Annotated in this window: 15 protein-coding genes; 9 read left to right on the top strand and 6 right to left on the bottom strand. The window is 75.3% G+C overall.

Annotated elements, in window-relative coordinates:
- The first annotated feature begins 129 nt into the window (after positions 1-129).
- Together ATL51_RS29825 and ATL51_RS06730 are read left to right on the top strand one after the other, a co-directional pair.
- Positions 130-408 (top strand): type IV toxin-antitoxin system AbiEi family antitoxin domain-containing protein, encoded by a 279-nt coding sequence (locus ATL51_RS29825; RefSeq protein WP_392567360.1) that lies wholly within the window; start codon positions 130-132, stop codon positions 406-408.
- On the top strand, positions 405-1,025 hold the full coding sequence (locus ATL51_RS06730) for an endonuclease domain-containing protein (protein ID WP_157818252.1): 621 nt from the start codon (positions 405-407) through the stop codon (positions 1,023-1,025). The genes ATL51_RS29825 and ATL51_RS06730 overlap by 4 nt, the downstream gene beginning before the upstream one ends.
- Before the next feature lie 112 nt (positions 1,026-1,137).
- On the opposite strand, the gene ATL51_RS06735 is transcribed toward ATL51_RS06730, so the two are convergent.
- From ATL51_RS06735 to ATL51_RS06745, 3 genes are all read right to left on the bottom strand, one after another.
- Positions 1,138-2,259, bottom strand: a complete 1,122-nt coding sequence (locus ATL51_RS06735) for a branched-chain amino acid aminotransferase (RefSeq protein ID WP_100878048.1) — start codon at positions 2,257-2,259, stop codon at positions 1,138-1,140.
- Positions 2,260-2,321: 62 nt separating this feature from the next.
- On the bottom strand, positions 2,322-3,449 hold the full coding sequence (gcvT, locus tag ATL51_RS06740) for a glycine cleavage system aminomethyltransferase GcvT (RefSeq protein WP_100878049.1): 1,128 nt from the start codon (positions 3,447-3,449) through the stop codon (positions 2,322-2,324).
- Positions 3,450-3,468: 19 nt separating this feature from the next.
- The gene (locus tag ATL51_RS06745; RefSeq protein WP_100878050.1) at positions 3,469-4,827 is read right to left on the bottom strand and encodes an APC family permease; all 1,359 of its coding nucleotides are present in this window, start codon (positions 4,825-4,827) and stop codon (positions 3,469-3,471) included.
- 216 nt (positions 4,828-5,043) lie between these two features.
- Here ATL51_RS06745 and ATL51_RS06750 point away from each other — a divergent pair, with 216 nt between their 5' ends.
- Positions 5,044-6,552, top strand: a complete 1,509-nt coding sequence (locus ATL51_RS06750; protein ID WP_100880532.1) for a leucyl aminopeptidase — start codon at positions 5,044-5,046, stop codon at positions 6,550-6,552.
- A 7-nt stretch (positions 6,553-6,559) separates the two neighbouring features.
- On the opposite strand, the gene ATL51_RS06755 is transcribed toward ATL51_RS06750, so the two are convergent.
- Entirely contained in the window at positions 6,560-7,132 is a 573-nt protein-coding gene (locus ATL51_RS06755; RefSeq protein ID WP_208622935.1) for an LURP-one-related/scramblase family protein, read from the bottom strand.
- 80 nt (positions 7,133-7,212) lie between these two features.
- Between ATL51_RS06755 and ATL51_RS06760 the strand changes: the two genes are divergently transcribed.
- Positions 7,213-8,061, top strand: a complete 849-nt coding sequence (locus ATL51_RS06760; RefSeq protein ID WP_100878051.1) for an SDR family NAD(P)-dependent oxidoreductase — start codon at positions 7,213-7,215, stop codon at positions 8,059-8,061.
- Between the two features lie 9 nt (positions 8,062-8,070).
- On the opposite strand, the gene ATL51_RS06765 is transcribed toward ATL51_RS06760, so the two are convergent.
- The gene (locus ATL51_RS06765) at positions 8,071-8,478 is read right to left on the bottom strand and encodes an oxidoreductase (protein ID WP_073574153.1); all 408 of its coding nucleotides are present in this window, start codon (positions 8,476-8,478) and stop codon (positions 8,071-8,073) included.
- 201 nt (positions 8,479-8,679) lie between these two features.
- On the opposite strand from ATL51_RS06765, the gene lpdA reads away from it, so the two are divergent.
- The 5 genes from lpdA to lipB all read left to right on the top strand — a co-directional run bounded on the left by lpdA (position 8,680) and on the right by lipB (position 14,964).
- The gene (lpdA, locus tag ATL51_RS06770) at positions 8,680-10,071 is read left to right on the top strand and encodes a dihydrolipoyl dehydrogenase (protein WP_100878052.1); all 1,392 of its coding nucleotides are present in this window, start codon (positions 8,680-8,682) and stop codon (positions 10,069-10,071) included.
- A 53-nt stretch (positions 10,072-10,124) separates the two neighbouring features.
- Positions 10,125-11,939 carry a 2-oxoglutarate dehydrogenase, E2 component, dihydrolipoamide succinyltransferase gene (gene sucB / locus ATL51_RS06775; RefSeq protein WP_100878053.1) on the top strand — a complete coding sequence of 605 codons (1,815 nt, stop codon included), beginning with the start codon at positions 10,125-10,127 and terminating at the stop codon, positions 11,937-11,939.
- 139 nt (positions 11,940-12,078) lie between these two features.
- On the top strand, positions 12,079-12,969 hold the full coding sequence (locus ATL51_RS06780) for a TIGR01777 family oxidoreductase (protein WP_073574156.1): 891 nt from the start codon (positions 12,079-12,081) through the stop codon (positions 12,967-12,969).
- Positions 12,966-14,231, top strand: coding sequence for an NAD(P)/FAD-dependent oxidoreductase (locus ATL51_RS06785; RefSeq protein WP_100878054.1), 1,266 nt, complete (start codon positions 12,966-12,968; stop codon positions 14,229-14,231). Before ATL51_RS06780 ends, ATL51_RS06785 begins: the two co-directional genes overlap by 4 nt.
- A 10-nt stretch (positions 14,232-14,241) precedes the next feature.
- A complete protein-coding gene (lipB, locus tag ATL51_RS06790; RefSeq protein WP_100878055.1) occupies positions 14,242-14,964 on the top strand; it encodes a lipoyl(octanoyl) transferase LipB in 723 nt (240 codons plus the stop codon).
- Between the two features lie 18 nt (positions 14,965-14,982).
- Here lipB and ATL51_RS06795 read toward each other — a convergent pair whose 3' ends face one another.
- Positions 14,983-15,915 carry an LLM class F420-dependent oxidoreductase gene (locus ATL51_RS06795; RefSeq protein ID WP_100878056.1) on the bottom strand — a complete coding sequence of 311 codons (933 nt, stop codon included), beginning with the start codon at positions 15,913-15,915 and terminating at the stop codon, positions 14,983-14,985.
- Positions 15,916-15,948 lie beyond the last annotated feature (33 nt).

Genomic DNA, 15,948 nt, shown 5'->3' on the forward strand with positions numbered 1-15,948 from the left:
GTTGTGGACCGTTCCGTTCGCGAGGCGGGCGCAGGACTCCACAACCGGTGATCGAGGACGGGATTCGCACCTGCGACGGGGTGTGCGGGATCGGGACCGTCCGGGAGCGGATCCCGCCACCCTGCGGGGATGCCGCCACCCTCCCCCGTCCGTTCGCCGGTCCCGCTGCGTGACCTGCTCCCCGCCCAGGACGGGGTCCTGTCCGCGGCCCAGGCCCGGGCCACCGGGCTGTCCCGGCAATCCGTCCGGCGGCGGGTGGTCCGCGGCGAGTGGGTCGGCCTGCACCCGGGCGTCCTCGCGAGGCGACCCGCGTACCGACCGCGGCGATGCGCGTCCGGGCCGCGGCGCTCTGGGCCGGGCCCTCCGGGCGGGTCCACGGGCCGGCCGCCGCATGCTGGGGCGGGATGACCGACCGGTGCCCCCGCGACATCGGGGTGACGCTCCCGCGCGGCGCCCGGCGACTCGCACCCGGCGGCATCACGCTGCGGCGGCGCGACGTGCCCGGTCCCGACCGGGCCTGGATCCGGGGCGTCGCCGTCACCGCCGAGCACCTGACCGTGCTGGAGACCTGCGCCGTGCTGCCCGACGGGGCCGGGTTCCTCGACCGGGTCCTGCAGCGTCGCGTCGTGCACCCGGCGCTGCTGCACGAGGCCTACTGCCGCAACGCGGGCGCGCACGGCATGGCCGCGGCGCACCGGCTGCTGGTGGCCGCCCTCGACCGCGCGGACTCGGAGCTGGAACGGATGCTGCTGCGGCTGCTGCGCGCCGCCGGGATCGGCGGCGTCGTCCGCGGGCTGCCCGTGGGCGGCGGGCGCGAGATCGATCTGGCCTTCCCCGCCGAGCGGGTGGCGATCGAGCTGGACGGGTGGGCCCGGCACACCGACCCCGACCGGTTCCGGGCCGACCGGGCGAAGGGGAACGCACTCGTCGCACGGGGGTGGACGCTGTTGCGCTTCACCTGGCACGACGTGTGCGACGCACCGGAGGGCACCCTCGCCGCGATCCGGCGGGCCCTGCGCCGGTGATCACCGGTTGTGGAGCGGAACGTCCGTGAGGCGGGCGCGGAACTCCACAACCGGTGATCATGCGTCGGGGCAGCACGGCCCGCCCGGGACCGGTGGACGGTCCCGGGACGGCTCAGACCGACGCGGGGGCCGGGACCAGGGTGTGCATCCAGCCGTGCGGGTCCGGGGCCGCGCCGCGCTGGATCGCGGTCAGCGCCTCGCGCAGCTGCAGGGTGACCGGGCCGGGCTCACCGTTGCCGACGGTCACCTCGCCGCCGCTGTGCTTGACCGTCCCGATCGGGGTGATCACCGCGGCGGTGCCGCAGCCGAACACCTCGGTCAGCACGCCGCTCGCGGCGCCACCGAGCCACTCCTGGCCGGAGATGCGGCGCTCGACCACCGAGATCCCGAGATCCTTCGCCACCGTGATCAGCGAGTCCCGGGTGATGCCGGCGAGCACCGAGCCGCGCAGGTCCGGCGTCGCGACCTCGACCGAGCCGTCGTCGGAGCGGAAGACGAAGAACAGGTTGTTCGAGCCCATCTCGTCGATCCACTGGCGCTCCTCGGCGTCGAGGTAGGCGACCTGGGCGCAGCCGTGCTGGGCGCCGACCGCCTGCGGCAGCAGCGACGCCGCGTAGTTCCCGCCGCACTTGGCGGTGCCGGTGCCGCCGAGCGCGGCGCGCGTGTACTCGGTCTCCAGCCACACGTCCATGGGCTTGACCCCACCGGCGAAGTACGGACCGGCCGGCGAGGCGATGACCGAGTACAGGTACTCCGACGACGGCCGCACCCCCAGCCCGACCTCGGTCGCGATCATGAAGGGCCGCAGGTAGAGCGAGTCCTCGCCGCCGGCCTCGGGCACCCACTCGGAGTCGACCGCGAGGAGCTCGGACAGCGAGGCGAGGAAGAGGTCCTCGGGCAGCTCGGCCATCGCGAGCCGGCGCGCGGAGCCGGCGAACCGGGCGGCGTTGGCGTCGGGCCGGAACGACGCGATCGAACCGTCGGGCTGGCGGTAGGCCTTGAGCCCCTCGAAGATCTCCTGCCCGTAGTGCAGGACCATCGAGGACGGGTCCAGCGTCATCGGGCCGTAGGGCACGACCGCCGGGTCGTGCCAGCCGGTCCCGGCGGTCCACCGGATCGTCACCATGTGGTCGGTCATGTACCGCCCGAAGCCGGGGGCGGCCAGTACGTCGGCGCGCCGCTGCGGGGACGCCGGGGCGGGGTTGCGGGTCACGGAGAACTTCGGCGCGCTCATGACACGAACGGTATCTCCGGCGTCCACCCGGCAGACAGTCGGATTCCCGACCGTCGGACGGGTCACCGCACGTGGGAGGGCACCAGGGGCGGCTTCACGACCTCCACCGGCAGCGCGCGGCCCCGGACGTCGATCACCAGTGGGTCGCCGACGGCCACCCCACCCGCGGTGTCGACCAGAGCCAGCGCGATGCCGGTGCGCAGCGTCGGGGAGAACGTCCCCGAGGTGACGACGCCGACGGGGCTGCCGCCCTCGCCGTCGAGGACGGTCATGCCCGCCCGCGGGACACCCCGCCCGGTCGCCCGCAGCGCGCGCAGGCGCCGCGCCGGGCCCGCCGCGCGCTCGGCGTGGAGGGCGTCGCGGCCCCAGAACGCCGGCTTGTCCCAGCCGACCGCCCAGCTGCTCCCGGCCTGGACCGGGCTGATCTCGGTGGACAGCTCGTGGCCGTGCAGCGGGTAACCCATCTCGGTGCGCAGGGTGTCGCGCGCCGCGAGACCGCACGGTCCGCCGCCGACCGCGCGGACGGCGTCGAGCAGGGCGTCCCACATCGCCGGTGCGGCCTCCGCGGCGAGGACGACCTCGTAGCCGAGCTCGCCGGTGTAGCCGGTGCGGCAGATCCGCACACCGCCGTCGTTCAGACCGCCCTCGAGATCGGTGAACGCCATGTAGTCCAGGTCCGCGACGCCCTCCCCCACGGCACCGAGCGCCGCGCTCAGGGCCTCGGCGGAGCGGGGCCCCTGGACGGCGAGCACGGCGAGTTCGCGGTGCCGGTCGGTGATCGTGACCCCGGGCGGGGCGTCGGCGGCGAGCGCGGAGACGATCCGGGTGGAGTTCGCGGCGTTCGGGACGAGCAGCAGGTCGTCGTCGGCGGCCAGGTAGACGATCATGTCGTCCTCGACGCCGCCGCGGTCGTCGCAGGCCAGGGTGTACTGGGCGCGACCAGGGCCGATGCGGCCGAGGTCGTTGGTCAGGCAGGCGTTCAGGTGCGCGGCCGCGCCCGGCCCGGAGATCGGGACGGTGCCGAGGTGGCTGACGTCGAACAGGCCCGCCGTCTCGCGGACCGACGTGTGCTCGGCGACGGTGCCGCCCGGGTAGGAGATCGGCATCGACCACCCCCCGAACTCGCCGAGGGTGGCGTCGAGGGCGACGTGCCGGTCGTGCAGCGGGCTGGGCAGGAGCTCGTCGGTCACGCCCGCGACCCTATCGGCCTCAGGCCGCCTGTTCCTCGGGATCGCTGCGGCGCACGGGTTCCTCGGCCGCCGCGCGGGAGCGGGACCGCGCGGTGACGGCGCACAGCACCCAGCCCGCGGCGAGCGCCCCGGCCGTCGCGACCAGCGGCCACGACGGCATCGACGCGGCGACGGCCAGGCACCCCACCCCACCGGCGACGGCGACGACCGCCGCCCGCACCGGGCGTCCCGGCAGGCGGAGCACCGCGGCGTGCAGCACGGCGTGGTGGACCAGGGCCGCGACGACGGTGACGACGATCGCGGTCGTCGCGGACAGCAGCAGGGTCATCGCCAGGGTGAGCACCCCCAGCGTCAGGTCGGCCACCCACGGCGTGCCGCGGGACCCGCCCCGGCCCAGGAACGCGGGCAGCTCCCCCTCGCGGGACAGCCGGGCGGCGCCGGCCGCGGCCCGCGACAGCGCCCCGAGCAGTGCGGCGATCGTCGCGGCGGCGGCACCGACCCGCACCAGCACCCCCACCTGGGCGCTGCTGCTGGTGTCCATCAGCGCGGCCAGCGGGGCCGACGCCGACGCCAGCCCGGACGCACCGAGCCCGCGCAGCAGGGCCGCCGACAGCAGGAGCAGCAGCACCGTCGTGATCACGACGGCGAGTGCGGGGGCCCGGCGGATCGCCCGCACCGGGTCCCGCAGGCTGCCCCCGAGCTCGGCGACGCGGGACAGCCCGGTGAAGGCGAGGAACACGAACCCGGCGGCGGCGAGCACGCCGAGCAGGCCCGGCTCGATCGCGGCCTGCAGCGTGGCGACGGCCGGGTCGTCGGGCGTCCCGGCGCCGTCGTCGGCGATGCCTGCTCCGGTGGCTGCGGCGGGCATCGCCGAGGACAGCACCGCGTGCGGCCCGTCCGACCGCAGCCCCACCACGATCGCGACGGTCAGGGCGAGCAGCGTGCCCACCACCAGCCCGCGCGCCGCACCGGGCGAGATCCGCACCCCGAAGGCGTTCACCGCGACGACGGCGAGCACCGCCACCACCGCGATCGTGACCGGCTGCGTGGGCAGCACGTAGGCGCCGAACACCAGCGCCGCGGCCGATCCGGCGGCGGCCCGCGAGGTCACCCGCGCGACCGCCCCGAGCCGTAGTGCGGGGGCGGGCAGGTCACCGCGGGCCAGCTCCGGACCGGCCGGGCGGGCGAGCGACAGGTGCGCGGTCGAGCCGACCACGCCGAGCGCGAGCAGCGCGGCGAGGAGCACCCCGAGCGGGAACCAGGTGCCCGCCGACGCGGCAGCCGGGCCGAGCGCGGCGTACAGCCCGGTACCGAACGTCGCCGAGAGGGCGACGACGACCGCGGTCACGGTCGGGATCCGGTACGGGGGGCGGGGCACCCGTTCACCTTCCCATCCACCCCTGTGCCGCGCGGCGCCGCGGGGGTGTCATTACCATCTCGGTCCGGTCTCGTCGTCCTGCCCGCCACCCGGCTCCCCACCCACCCGGCGGACGGGACGCGTGCACCGGCCACGCAGGGTGAGATCGGGCGATCCGGAGCCACTCGTCCGATACCCACCGTTCCCGTCCGACCCCGAGGAGTGCCACCCGTGCCGATCGACGTCCCGACCCTCCCGCAGACCGCCGCACACAGCGGTGCCGAGCCGGAGGCGGTCGTCGACGCCGTCGTGGTCGGTCTGCACGCCCCCGCGGCCGACGCCGCCGACGGCACCGGCCCGGCGCTGGCCGCGGGCGCCGCCGGCGTCGACACCGCATTCTCCGGGGAGCTGCTGGAGCTGCTCACCACCGTCGGCGCGACCGGGAAGGCCGAGCAGGTCGTGTCGCTGCCGACCCGCGGCGCGCTGTCCGCGCCGCGGCTGGTCGCGGTCGGTCTGGGCCGCCCCGCCGAGGGACCGAAGGCGTCCGAGGCGGTCCGCCGCGCCGCCGGTGCCGCCGCCCGCACGCTGGCCGGGACCGGCTCGGTGCTGAGCACGCTGTCCGCCCTCGACGCCGAGGCCGCGGTCGTCGGCGCCGTCCTCGGCGGCCACCGCTTCGACCGGCACCGGACCTCCACCGACGCCGCGGCCGCCCCGGTCGGCAGCTGGTCGTTCACCGGCGCCGACGACGCGGCCGTGCGGCGGGCGACCCTCGTCGCCGAGGCCGTCGCCACCGCCCGGGACCTGGTCAACACCGCGCCGAACGTGCTGGTCCCGGAGACCTTCGCGGCGAACGCGGTGGCGCTGGGCGAGCGCGCCGGGCTGGTCACCGAGGTCCTCGACGACGCCGGGCTGCGGGAGAACGGCTACGGCGGCGTCACCGGCGTCGGGAAGGGGTCGGCGAACCCGCCCCGGCTGGTGCGCCTGACCTGGAACGGCGGCCCGGCCGCGTCGAAGCGGGTCGCGCTCGTCGGCAAGGGCATCACCTTCGACACCGGCGGCATCTCGCTCAAGCCCAACGCCGGCATGGCCGACATGACCTCGGACATGGGCGGGGCGGCCGCGGTCGTCGCGACCGTCGTGCTCGCCGCGAAGCTGGAGCTGCCGGTCACGGTGACCGCGACCGTACCGATGGCGGAGAACATGCCGTCGTCGACGGCGTACAAGCCCGGCGACGTGCTGACCATGTTCGGCGGGACCACCGTCGAGGTGCTCAACACCGACGCCGAGGGACGGCTGATCCTCGCCGACGCGATCGTCCGTGCCGCCCAGGACGACCCCGACTACCTGGTGGAGACCTCGACGCTGACCGGCGCCCAGCTCGTCGCGCTCGGCATGCGCACCGCCGGGGTGATGGGGTCGGACGAGCTGCGCGACCGGGTCGCCGCGCACGGCACCGCCGTCGGCGAGGACGCCTGGGCGATGCCGCTGCCGGAGTACCTGCGCGGCGAGCTGGACTCGCGGGTGGCCGACATCAGCAACGTCAGCGGGCAGCGGTTCGCCGGGATGCTGCTGGCCGGGGTGTTCCTCAAGGAGTTCGTGCCCGCCGGGCTGCCGTGGGCGCACATCGACATCGCCGGGCCGTCGTTCAACACCGGCGGGCCGCGCGGCTACACCACCAAGGGCGGCACGGGGGTGCCGGTGCGCACCCTGCTCGCGTTCCTGGAGGACGTGGCCGCGAACGGCTGACCCCGGTTCAGCGGTCCTGCAACGCGTCCAGCGCTACGGCGAAGGCGGCGGCCAGACGGAAGTCGATACGCGGGTCCGGGACGGAGACGTCGTAGGAGTCGCGCAGCGACCACCGCCGGTCGCTGCTCATCAGCAGCGTGCCGCCGGAGTCCTCGGTGACGTCGAAGTGGTACGGCAGCGGCAGGTTCTCGGCCACCCGGCGCAGCAGGGCGACGCCGAGGCTGCGCTCGCGCCCGGTCGCGGCGACGCCCGGCGCGGTCAGCGTCCAGGTCGAGCGCAGCAGGCTCGCCCCGAACCTCTTGCCGAAGGTTCCGATCACCCGGCCGTGCTCGTCGAGGACCTCGTGCTCGGCGCGGACGTCGAGACGCTGGCGGGCACGGAAGGAGAACACCGCGCGGGAGCGGCTGTCGTCGGACCAGAAGGTCACCTGCTCCTTGAAGGCGAACCGCTTCTGCTGCGCGAACGCCATGAGCGCGCCCGCGCTGCCGTCGGGGTTCGCGGCGTGCACGTCGTAGCGGTTCACGCCGAGGGTGATCCGCTGGCGGACGAGGAAGCGGGGCAGGTGCATCGCGGCCGTCACGGGGTCCGAGTCTGGCCGGACCGGATCCGGGTGGCGACACCGGACCGAGGGTTACCCACGGGTAGGGCATACTGCCGCCCATGAGCCGGCAGCGTCGTCGACACGAGGTCCCCGCGCACGCCCCCCGTTCCGCGGTGGTCACCGGCGCGGCCCGCGGCATCGGCGAGCAGATCGCCCGCGAGCTCGTCGGGCGCGGCTACCGGGTGCTCGTCACCGACCTCGACGAGGCCGCGGCGCAGGCCACCGCGACCCGGATCGGGGCGGCCGCCGGCACCGGCTGCGACGTCACCGACCCGGCCGCGTCCGCGGCGGCGGTGGCCCGGGCCCGCGAGCTCGCGCCGCTGGGCGCCTGGGTGAGCAACGCCGGCGTCGGCTTCGACGGCACCGTCACCGACATCGCCGAGGCCCGCGCCCGCGCTCTGGTCGAGGTCAACCTGCTGGGCCCGATCTGGGGTGCCCGGGCCGCGGTGGCCGCGTTCCGCGAGCAGGCGGCGGCGGGGACCGCCCGGGGCGGCGAGATCGGCGTGACCGTGTCGCTGTCCGGCCTCGGCCCGGTTCCGGGCCTGTCGGTGTACGCGGCGTCGAAGGCGGGCGCCCTGTCGATGGTGTCCGCGCTGGCCTCGGAGGTGCGCCGGGAGGGCATCGGGGTGCACGCGGTCTGCCCGGACGGGGTGAACACCGAGCTGCTGCGCTCGATGACGCCCGGCGGCCAGGGCCAGGCGCTCGTGCGGTCCGGGGTGCTGGTCACCCCCGAGCAGGTCGCGACGGCGCTGGTCGGGATGTTCGGCACCGGCCGGGTCTACCGGACGCTTCCCGCCTGGCGGGGTGCGCTGCTGCGCCTCACCGCGCTGGCCCCCGGACCCGCGCTGCGCCTGGAGCCCGCGATGCGCGCGCTCGGCGAGCGGCGCGCCCGCTCGCTGCGCCCCTGACCAGACGGGTCAGGCGTCGCGGTCCTTGGCCCGCAGCTCGCGCAGCATCCGCTCCTGGCGCTCGCGCTTGCGCAGGGCGCGGTCGCGGGCGTCGTGCTCGCGCATCCGGTTCGGGTACCCGACGAGCTGCACGTCGTAGATCGGCATCTGCAGCGAGCGGGCCAGCTTCTTCGCCGCGTTCGGGTTCGCGACCCGCCTGCGGGTCCACTCGCCGTCGTGGGCGACGAAGACCACCGTCGTCTCCGTCACGGTCGTGCGCGGTTCGACGAAGGCCTCGACCCCGATCCGGGCGGCCGACCACTCACGCAGGTGGGCCTCCCCCTCCGCGTACGCGCCACGCCTCCCGCCGGAGCCGGATCCCCGGCCGGACCTGGGGCCCGACGGTCCACGTGACCGGAACAGGTCGAGCAGACCCATGCGCGTCGTCCTCTCGTCGATCCGGTCGCACCCCTACGAACCGGACACGGTAGCTCCGAGTGCCCAACGAACGGGATCACGGATTTGCTCCCGACACCCCAGTGGCGCAGTCGCGGCCGGATGACAAGATGGTCGCCGCGTAGCGGGGTCCCGTCCGGCGGAGCCGGTCCACCGACGGTGACCCCCGGAGGGAGCTGATCGGTGTCCGACCCGGACGCTCGTTCCGCCGACCTGGTGATCCTGGGCGGCGGCTCCGGTGGCTACGCCTGCGCGCTGCGGGCCGCGGAGCTGGGCCTGTCGGTGGTCCTGGTCGAGAAGGACAAGCTCGGCGGCACCTGCCTGCACCGCGGCTGCATTCCCACCAAGGCGCTGCTGCACGCGGCCGAGGTGGCCGACCACGCCCGCGACGGCGCGCAGGTCGGTATCCGTTCCACGTTCGACGGCGTCGACATGGCCGGGGTGAACGCCTACAAGGACGGCGTGGTCTCCCGGCTGTACAAGGGCCTGCAGGGCCTGGTCGCCTCGCGCGGGATCACCGTGGTGTCCGGTGCCGGCACCCTGGAGGGCCCCGGCACCGTCCGGGTCGGCGACGAGCGCATCACCGGCCGCCACGTCGTGCTCGCCACCGGCTCCTACGCCCGGTCGCTGCCCGGCCTGGAGCTGGACGACCGCGTCGTCACCTCCGACGCCGCGATCTCCCTCGACGAGGCCCCGCGCCGGGTCGTCGTGCTCGGCGGCGGCGTGATCGGCGTCGAGTTCGCCAGCGTGTGGCGCTCGTTCGGGGCCGAGGTCACGATCGTCGAGGCGCTGCCGCGGCTCGTCCCGAACGAGGACGAGTTCTGCTCCACCCAGCTGGCCCGGGCGTTCCGGCGGCGCCGGATCACCACCCGCACCGGGGTGCGGTTCGCGAAGGCGACCCGCAGCGGCGACACCGTCACCGTGTCGCTGGAGTCCGGTGAGGAGATCGAGGCCGACCTGCTGCTGGTCGCGGTCGGCCGCGGCCCCAACACCACCGGTCACGGCTTCGCCGAGGCCGGCGTCGCGATGGACGGCGGCGTCGTGACCGTCGACGAGCGGCTGCGCACGAATCTCGACGGCGTGTACGCCGTCGGGGACGTCACCCCCGGCCTGCAGCTCGCCCACCGCGGCTTCGCACACGGGATCTTCGTCGCCGAGGACGTCGCGGGGCTCGCGCCCCGCCCCGTCACCGACGACGGCATCCCGCGCGTCACCTACTGCGACCCCGAGGTCGCCTCGGTCGGGCTGACCGAGCAGGCCGCGCGGGACCTCCACGGCGAGGTGCACACCCTGACCTACGACCTGGCCGGCAACGGGAAGTCGCAGATCCTGCAGACCTCCGGCGCGGTCAAGCTCGTCGCCCAGGGGCCCGCCGGACAGGGCGGACGCGTCCTCGGCGTGCACATGGTGGGCTCCCGGGTCGGGGAGCTCGTCGGGGAGGCGCAACTGGTCTACAACTGGGAGGCTCTGCCCACCGACGTCGCCGCCCTGATCCACGCCCACCCCACACAGAGCGAGGCCCTCGGAGAGGCCCACCTCGCCCTGGCCGGGAGACCGCTGCACACCCACGGCTGATCCCGGCCCCACAACCCGAACACCCACGCGGAACAAGAGGAGCTCCACCCGACATGGCCGTCACCGTTGAGATGCCCGCCCTGGGCGAGAGTGTCACCGAGGGCACCGTCACCCGCTGGCTCAAGGCCGAGGGCGACACCGTCGAGGTCGACGAGCCGTTGCTCGAGGTCTCGACCGACAAGGTCGACACGGAGATCCCGTCGCCCGCCGCGGGCGTCCTGAAGCGCATCATCGCGGGCGAGGACGACACGGTCGAGGTCGGCGGCGAGCTCGCCGTCATCGGCGACGCCGACGAGGCCGACGACGCCGGTTCGTCCGACTCCGACTCCTCCGGGAAGGCCGAGGAGCCCGCGGAGTCCGAGGCGGAGCCCGAGCCCGAGCCGGAGCAGGCCGAGGAGGAGGCCCCGGAGCCGTCCTCCGGTGGCTCGTCGTCCGGTGGGGGCTCCGGCACCCCGGTCACGATGCCCGAGCTCGGCGAGTCGGTCACCGAGGGCACCGTGACCCGCTGGCTCAAGCAGGTCGGCGACGCCGTCGAGGTCGACGAGCCGCTGCTCGAGGTCTCCACCGACAAGGTCGACACCGAGATCCCCTCGCCGGTCGCGGGCACCGTGCTCGAGCACACCGTCGCCGAGGACGAGACCGTCGAGGTCGGCGCGCAGCTGGCGCTGGTCGGCGACGGCTCCGCCGCCCCGGCGCAGGACGAGGCGCCGAAGCAGGAGAAGGCTCCGGAGGAGAAGAAGGAGGAGCCGAAGAAGGAGGCTCCGAAGGCCGAGCCGAAGCCGGAGCCGAAGGCCGAGCACCCCAAGGCCGAGGAGAAGCAGGAGAAGGCCCCGGCCGGCTCCGAGGACTCCCCTGCCGGGAAGATCGAGCCCTCCTCGAACGGCTCGGGTTCGGGTTCGGGTTCGGGCGAGAAGCCCTACGTGACCCCGCTGGTGCGCAAGCTGGCCCAGGAGCACGGCGTCGACCTCGACTCGGTCACCGGCTCCGGCGTCGGCGGCCGCATCCGCAAGCAGGACGTCCTCGCCGCCGCCGAGCAGGCGAAGGCCCCGGCGCAGGAGAAGCCGTCCGCCCCGGCGGCGCAGCCCGCCTCCGGTGGCGCGCCCCAGGAGCCGAAGGCCGTCCCGACCCGCGCGGACAACGCGCCGGAGCCGGGCACCACGGTCAAGCTCCCGCGCCTGCGCCAGGTCATCGCGCAGCGGATGAACGAGTCGCTCGCCACCTCGGCGCAGCTGACCACCGTCCAGGAGGTCGACCTCACCCGCATCGTCAAGCTGCGGAACCGGGTCAAGGAGGACTTCAAGCGTCGCGAGGGCGCCAACCTCACCTTCCTGGCGTTCATCGCCAAGGCGACCATCGAGGCGCTCAAGGCGTTCCCGTCGCTGAACGCCTCGATCTCCGAGGACAACAAGCAGGTCACCTACCACGGCTCGGTCCACATGGGCATCGCCGTGGACACACCGCGCGGCCTGCTCGTGCCGGTGATCAAGGACGCCGACGACCTGTCGCTGTCCGGGATCGCCAAGAAGATCGCCGACGTCGCGGCCCGCACCCGCGACTCCAAGATCGGTCCGGACGAGCTGTCGGGCGGCACCTTCACGATCACGAACATCGGGTCCGCGGGCGCGCTGTTCGACACGCCGATCATCAACCAGCCCCAGGTCGCCATCCTGGGCACCGGCGCGATCTCGAAGGAGCCGAAGGTCGTCACCGGCCCCGAGGGTGACGACGTCATCGCCGTCCGCTCGGTCTGCTTCCTGCCGATGACCTACGACCACCGCCTGGTCGACGGCGCCGACGCCGGCCGCTTCCTGTCCGCGGTCAAGGCCCGGCTGGAGGAGGGCGCCTTCGAGGCCGAGCTCGGCCTGTAGGCACTCCCCGCGACACACGGCGGCCCGTCCCGGTTCCCCCGGGGCGGGCCGCCGTCGTCACCGGTCCGGGTGAGCGGGTGACGATGGTCGCGGCATGTCCGGCTCGCGCGTCCGCCCGGGACCGGGAAGGATCGCGGCCGTGCGAGTCGTCGTGGCCGGTTCGTCCGGACTGATCGGAACAGCCCTGGTCGCCCATCTGCGGGGCGCGGGGCACGAGGTGCTGCGCCTGGTGCGGCGCACCCCCGCCGCCCCTGACGAGCGCGGCTGGGACCCGCCCGCCGGCACCGTCCAGGACGGCACCCTCGACGGCGTCGACGCGGTGGTGAACCTCAACGGCGCCGGCATCGCCGACCGGCCGTGGACCGGCGCCCGCAAGCAGCTGATCCGCGACTCGCGCAACGTCCCGACCGACGTCCTCGCCGAGGCCGTGGCCCGGCACAAGGTCCCGGTGCTGGTCAGCGGCTCGGCCGTCGGCTACTACGGCGACACCGGCCAGGTCGTCGTCGACGAGTCCGCGCCGTCGGGCTCGGGGTTCCTCGCCGACGTGTGCCGGGACTGGGAGGCCGCCGCCGCCCCCGCCGTGGACGCCGGCGCCCGGGTGGTGCTCGTCCGCACCGGCCTGGTCCTGTCCCCCTCCGGTGGGCTGCTCGCGATGCTGCGCCCGCTGTTCAAGGGGTTCCTCGGCGGGCGGATCGGCAGGGGCACCCAGTTCATGCCGTGGGTCTCCCTCGACGACCAGGTCGCGGCGATCCGGTTCGCCGTCGAGACCGAGGCGCTGTCCGGACCGGCGAACGTGACCGGCCCGGTGCCGGTCACCAACGCCGAGTTCACCAAGGAGATGGCCGCGGCGGTCGGGCGGCCCGCGCCGTTCCCGGTGCCCGGCCCGGTGGTCTCCACCGTGCTCGGCGAGATGGGCCGCGAGATGCTGCTCGGCGGCCAGCGGGCGGTGCCTGCGGCGCTGCTCGAGGCCGGGTTCCAGTTCCGCCACCACACCGTCGGCGACGCGCTCTCGGCCGCGGTCGGGTCATGACCCCGTCCGACGTCGACGTCCTGGTGGTCGGGGCGGGCCTGTCCGGCCTGCGCGCGGCCACCGTGCTGCACCGGCACAGGCTGACCGTGCGCGTGCTGGAGTCCGCCGACCGGGTCGGCGGGCGGATGGCGACCGACGTCGTCGACGGGTTCCGCTGCGACCGCGGGTTCCAGGTGCTCAACACCTCCTACCCGGCACTGCACGCCGCGCTCGCCCCGCACGGGCTCGACACCCTGGCCGCGCGGCCCTTCGAGCCCGGTGCCGCCATCCGGGCCGGCGACGGCGAACTGCACCGCTTCGTCAACCCGCTGCGCCGCCCCGCATCCGCCCCGGCCACCGCGCTGGACGACCTGTTCGGCCCGATCGAGAAGGCCAAGCTCGTCGCGTGGACGGCGAAGGTGCTGGCCTCGCCGCCGTCGCGGACCGCGACGCTGGTCGACTCCTCCGCCGCCCGCGACCTCGACGCCGCCGGGCTCGGCGGCGCGGTCACCGACCGGTTCCTGCGCCCCTTCCTGTCCGGGGTGCTCGCCGAGACCGCGCTGGAGACCTCGGCCGCGTTCGTGCGGCTGGTGTGGCGCAGCTTCGCCCTCGGCACGATCGTCGTGCCCGACGACGGCATGGAGGCGCTGCCCCGGCGCCTGGCCGCGGCCCTGCCCGAGGGCACCGTGACGCTCGGGACGCGGGTGCACGCCGTGCGCGGCGGGCCCGCCCCCGCCCTGGACACCGACGACGGCACCCTGTCCGCACGGGCGGTCGTCGTCGCGGCGGACCCGAGGACGGCCGCCGCGCTGCTCCCCGGGGTCGCCGAGCCGCGGATGAACGCGCTGACCACGTTCTTCCACGTCCCGCCGCAGGCCCCGACGGCCTCCCCGCTGCTGCACCTGGACGGCACCGGCGGGCCGGTCGTCAACACGATGGTGATGACCGCGGCCGCGCCCGGCTACTCCGCCGACGGGCGCCCGCTGGTGGCGTCCTCGATCGTCGGGACCCCGGGGTCCACCGGGGCCGACGAGCCCGCGGTGCGCCGCGAGCTGGCCCGGATCTGGGGTGTCGGCACCGACGACTGGGCGCACCTGCACACCGCGCAGGTCGACGAGGCGCTGCCGCTGTTCGAGGCGGGGCGCCCGGTGCGCCGCGACGTCGACCTCGGCGAGAACCTGTTCGTCGCGGGCGACCACCGCGACACCCCGTCCACCCAGGGGGCGCTGGTCAGCGGCCGCCGGGCCGCGCAGGCCGTCCTCGCCCGGCTGGGCGCGGCGTAAGCTCGCCGCCATGCCCGCACCGCATCTGTCCTGCCGCGCCGGAACCGACGACGTCCGGGTCGACCGGCTCGGGCGCGTGGAGTACCAGGCGGCGTGGGACACCCAGAAGGCGCACGCCGAGGCCCGCAAGGACGGCGGGCCGGACGTGCTGATGCTGCTGGAGCACCCGCCCGTCTACACCGCGGGGCGGCGCACCCGGCCGGAGGACCGGCCCACCGACGGCACCCCGGTCGTCGACGTCGACCGCGGCGGGCGCATCACCTGGCACGGGCCGGGGCAGCTCGTCGGCTACCCGATCGTCGCCCTCGGTGAGCCGATGGACGTCGTGGACTACGTCCGCCGCCTGGAGGAGGCCCTCATCCGGGTCTGTCACGATCTCGGCGTGACGAGCGCGGGCCGGGTCGAGGGGCGCTCCGGCGTCTGGCTGCCCGCGCAGGGCTTCACCCCCGAGCGGAAGGTCGCCGCGATCGGCGTCCGGATCGCCGGCGGGGTCACCCAGCACGGATTCGCGATCAACTGCGACGCCGACCTGGGCGACTTCGGGAAGATCGTGCCGTGCGGGATCGCCGACGCCGGCGTCACCACCCTGACCGCGGAGCTGGACCGGGAGGTGACCGTCGACGAGGTCGCCGGCCCGGCGGCCGCCGCCGTGCTGGACGCGCTCGACGGCCGGCTGCCGGTGGCCGAGCACCCGGTCGTCCGTCAGGTCGACCTGATGTCCGGCCTGGGCTGATCCCCCGGCCCCGGTGCCTCAGGCGAGCTGGGGCACCACCGTCGCGGCGAAGTCCTCGATGTGGGCGAGGTCGGACAGGTCGAGGACCTGCAGGTAGACCCGGGTCGTGCCGGTGACCTCGGCCCACCGGCCGAGCCGGTCGACGATCTCGCCGGGGGTGCCGGCGAGGCTGCTCGCGCGGACCTCGGCGGCGTCGCGGCCCACCGCGGCCGCGCGGCGGTCGACCTCCGAGTCGTCCTTGCCCAGGCACAGCATCTGCGCCACCGAGTACGTGAGCGAGCCCGGGTCGCGCCCGGCGGCGGTGCACGCGTCGCGAACCCGGCCGAACTGCGCGGCGACGGCCTCGGGCTGCTGGAACGGCACGTTGAACTCGGTGGCGAACCGGGCGGCCAGCGCCGGGGTCTTCCTTTTCCCCATCCCGCCGACGATCACCGGCGGCGCGTCCTGCACCGGGCGCGGCAGCGCCGGGGAGTCGGTGACGGTGTAGTGCCGTCCCTGGTGGGTGAAGCGCCCGCCGAGCGGGGTCGCCCACAGCCCGGTGAGGATCTCCAGCTGCTCGGTGAGGATCTCGAAGCGCTCGGCCAGCGGCGGGAACGGGATGCCCAGCGCCCGGTGCTCGGCCTCGAACCAGCCCGAGCCGAGCCCGACCTCGACGCGGCCGCCGGACATGTCGTCGGCCTGCGCGACGGCGACGGCGAGCGGCCCGGGCAGCCGGAACGTCGCGCTGGTGACCAGGGTGCCGAGCCGGATGCGCTCGGTCTCGCGGCCGAGCGCGGCGAGGGTCACCCACGCATCGGTCGGGCCGGGGACGCCGCTGCCGTCGCCCATCGCGAGGAAGTGGTCGGAGCGGAAGAACGCGTCGTAGCCGGCGTCCTGCGTGGTGCGGGCGACCCGCAGGAGGTCGGTGTAGCGGGCGCCCTGCTGGGGCTCGGTGAAGATCCGGAAGTCCACGGGTCGCGAGGCTAGCCGCACCGGCCCGCCCGC

It is taken from the genome of Pseudonocardia alni (assembly GCF_002813375.1).
Taxonomy (GTDB): Bacteria; Actinomycetota; Actinomycetes; order Mycobacteriales; family Pseudonocardiaceae; genus Pseudonocardia; species Pseudonocardia alni.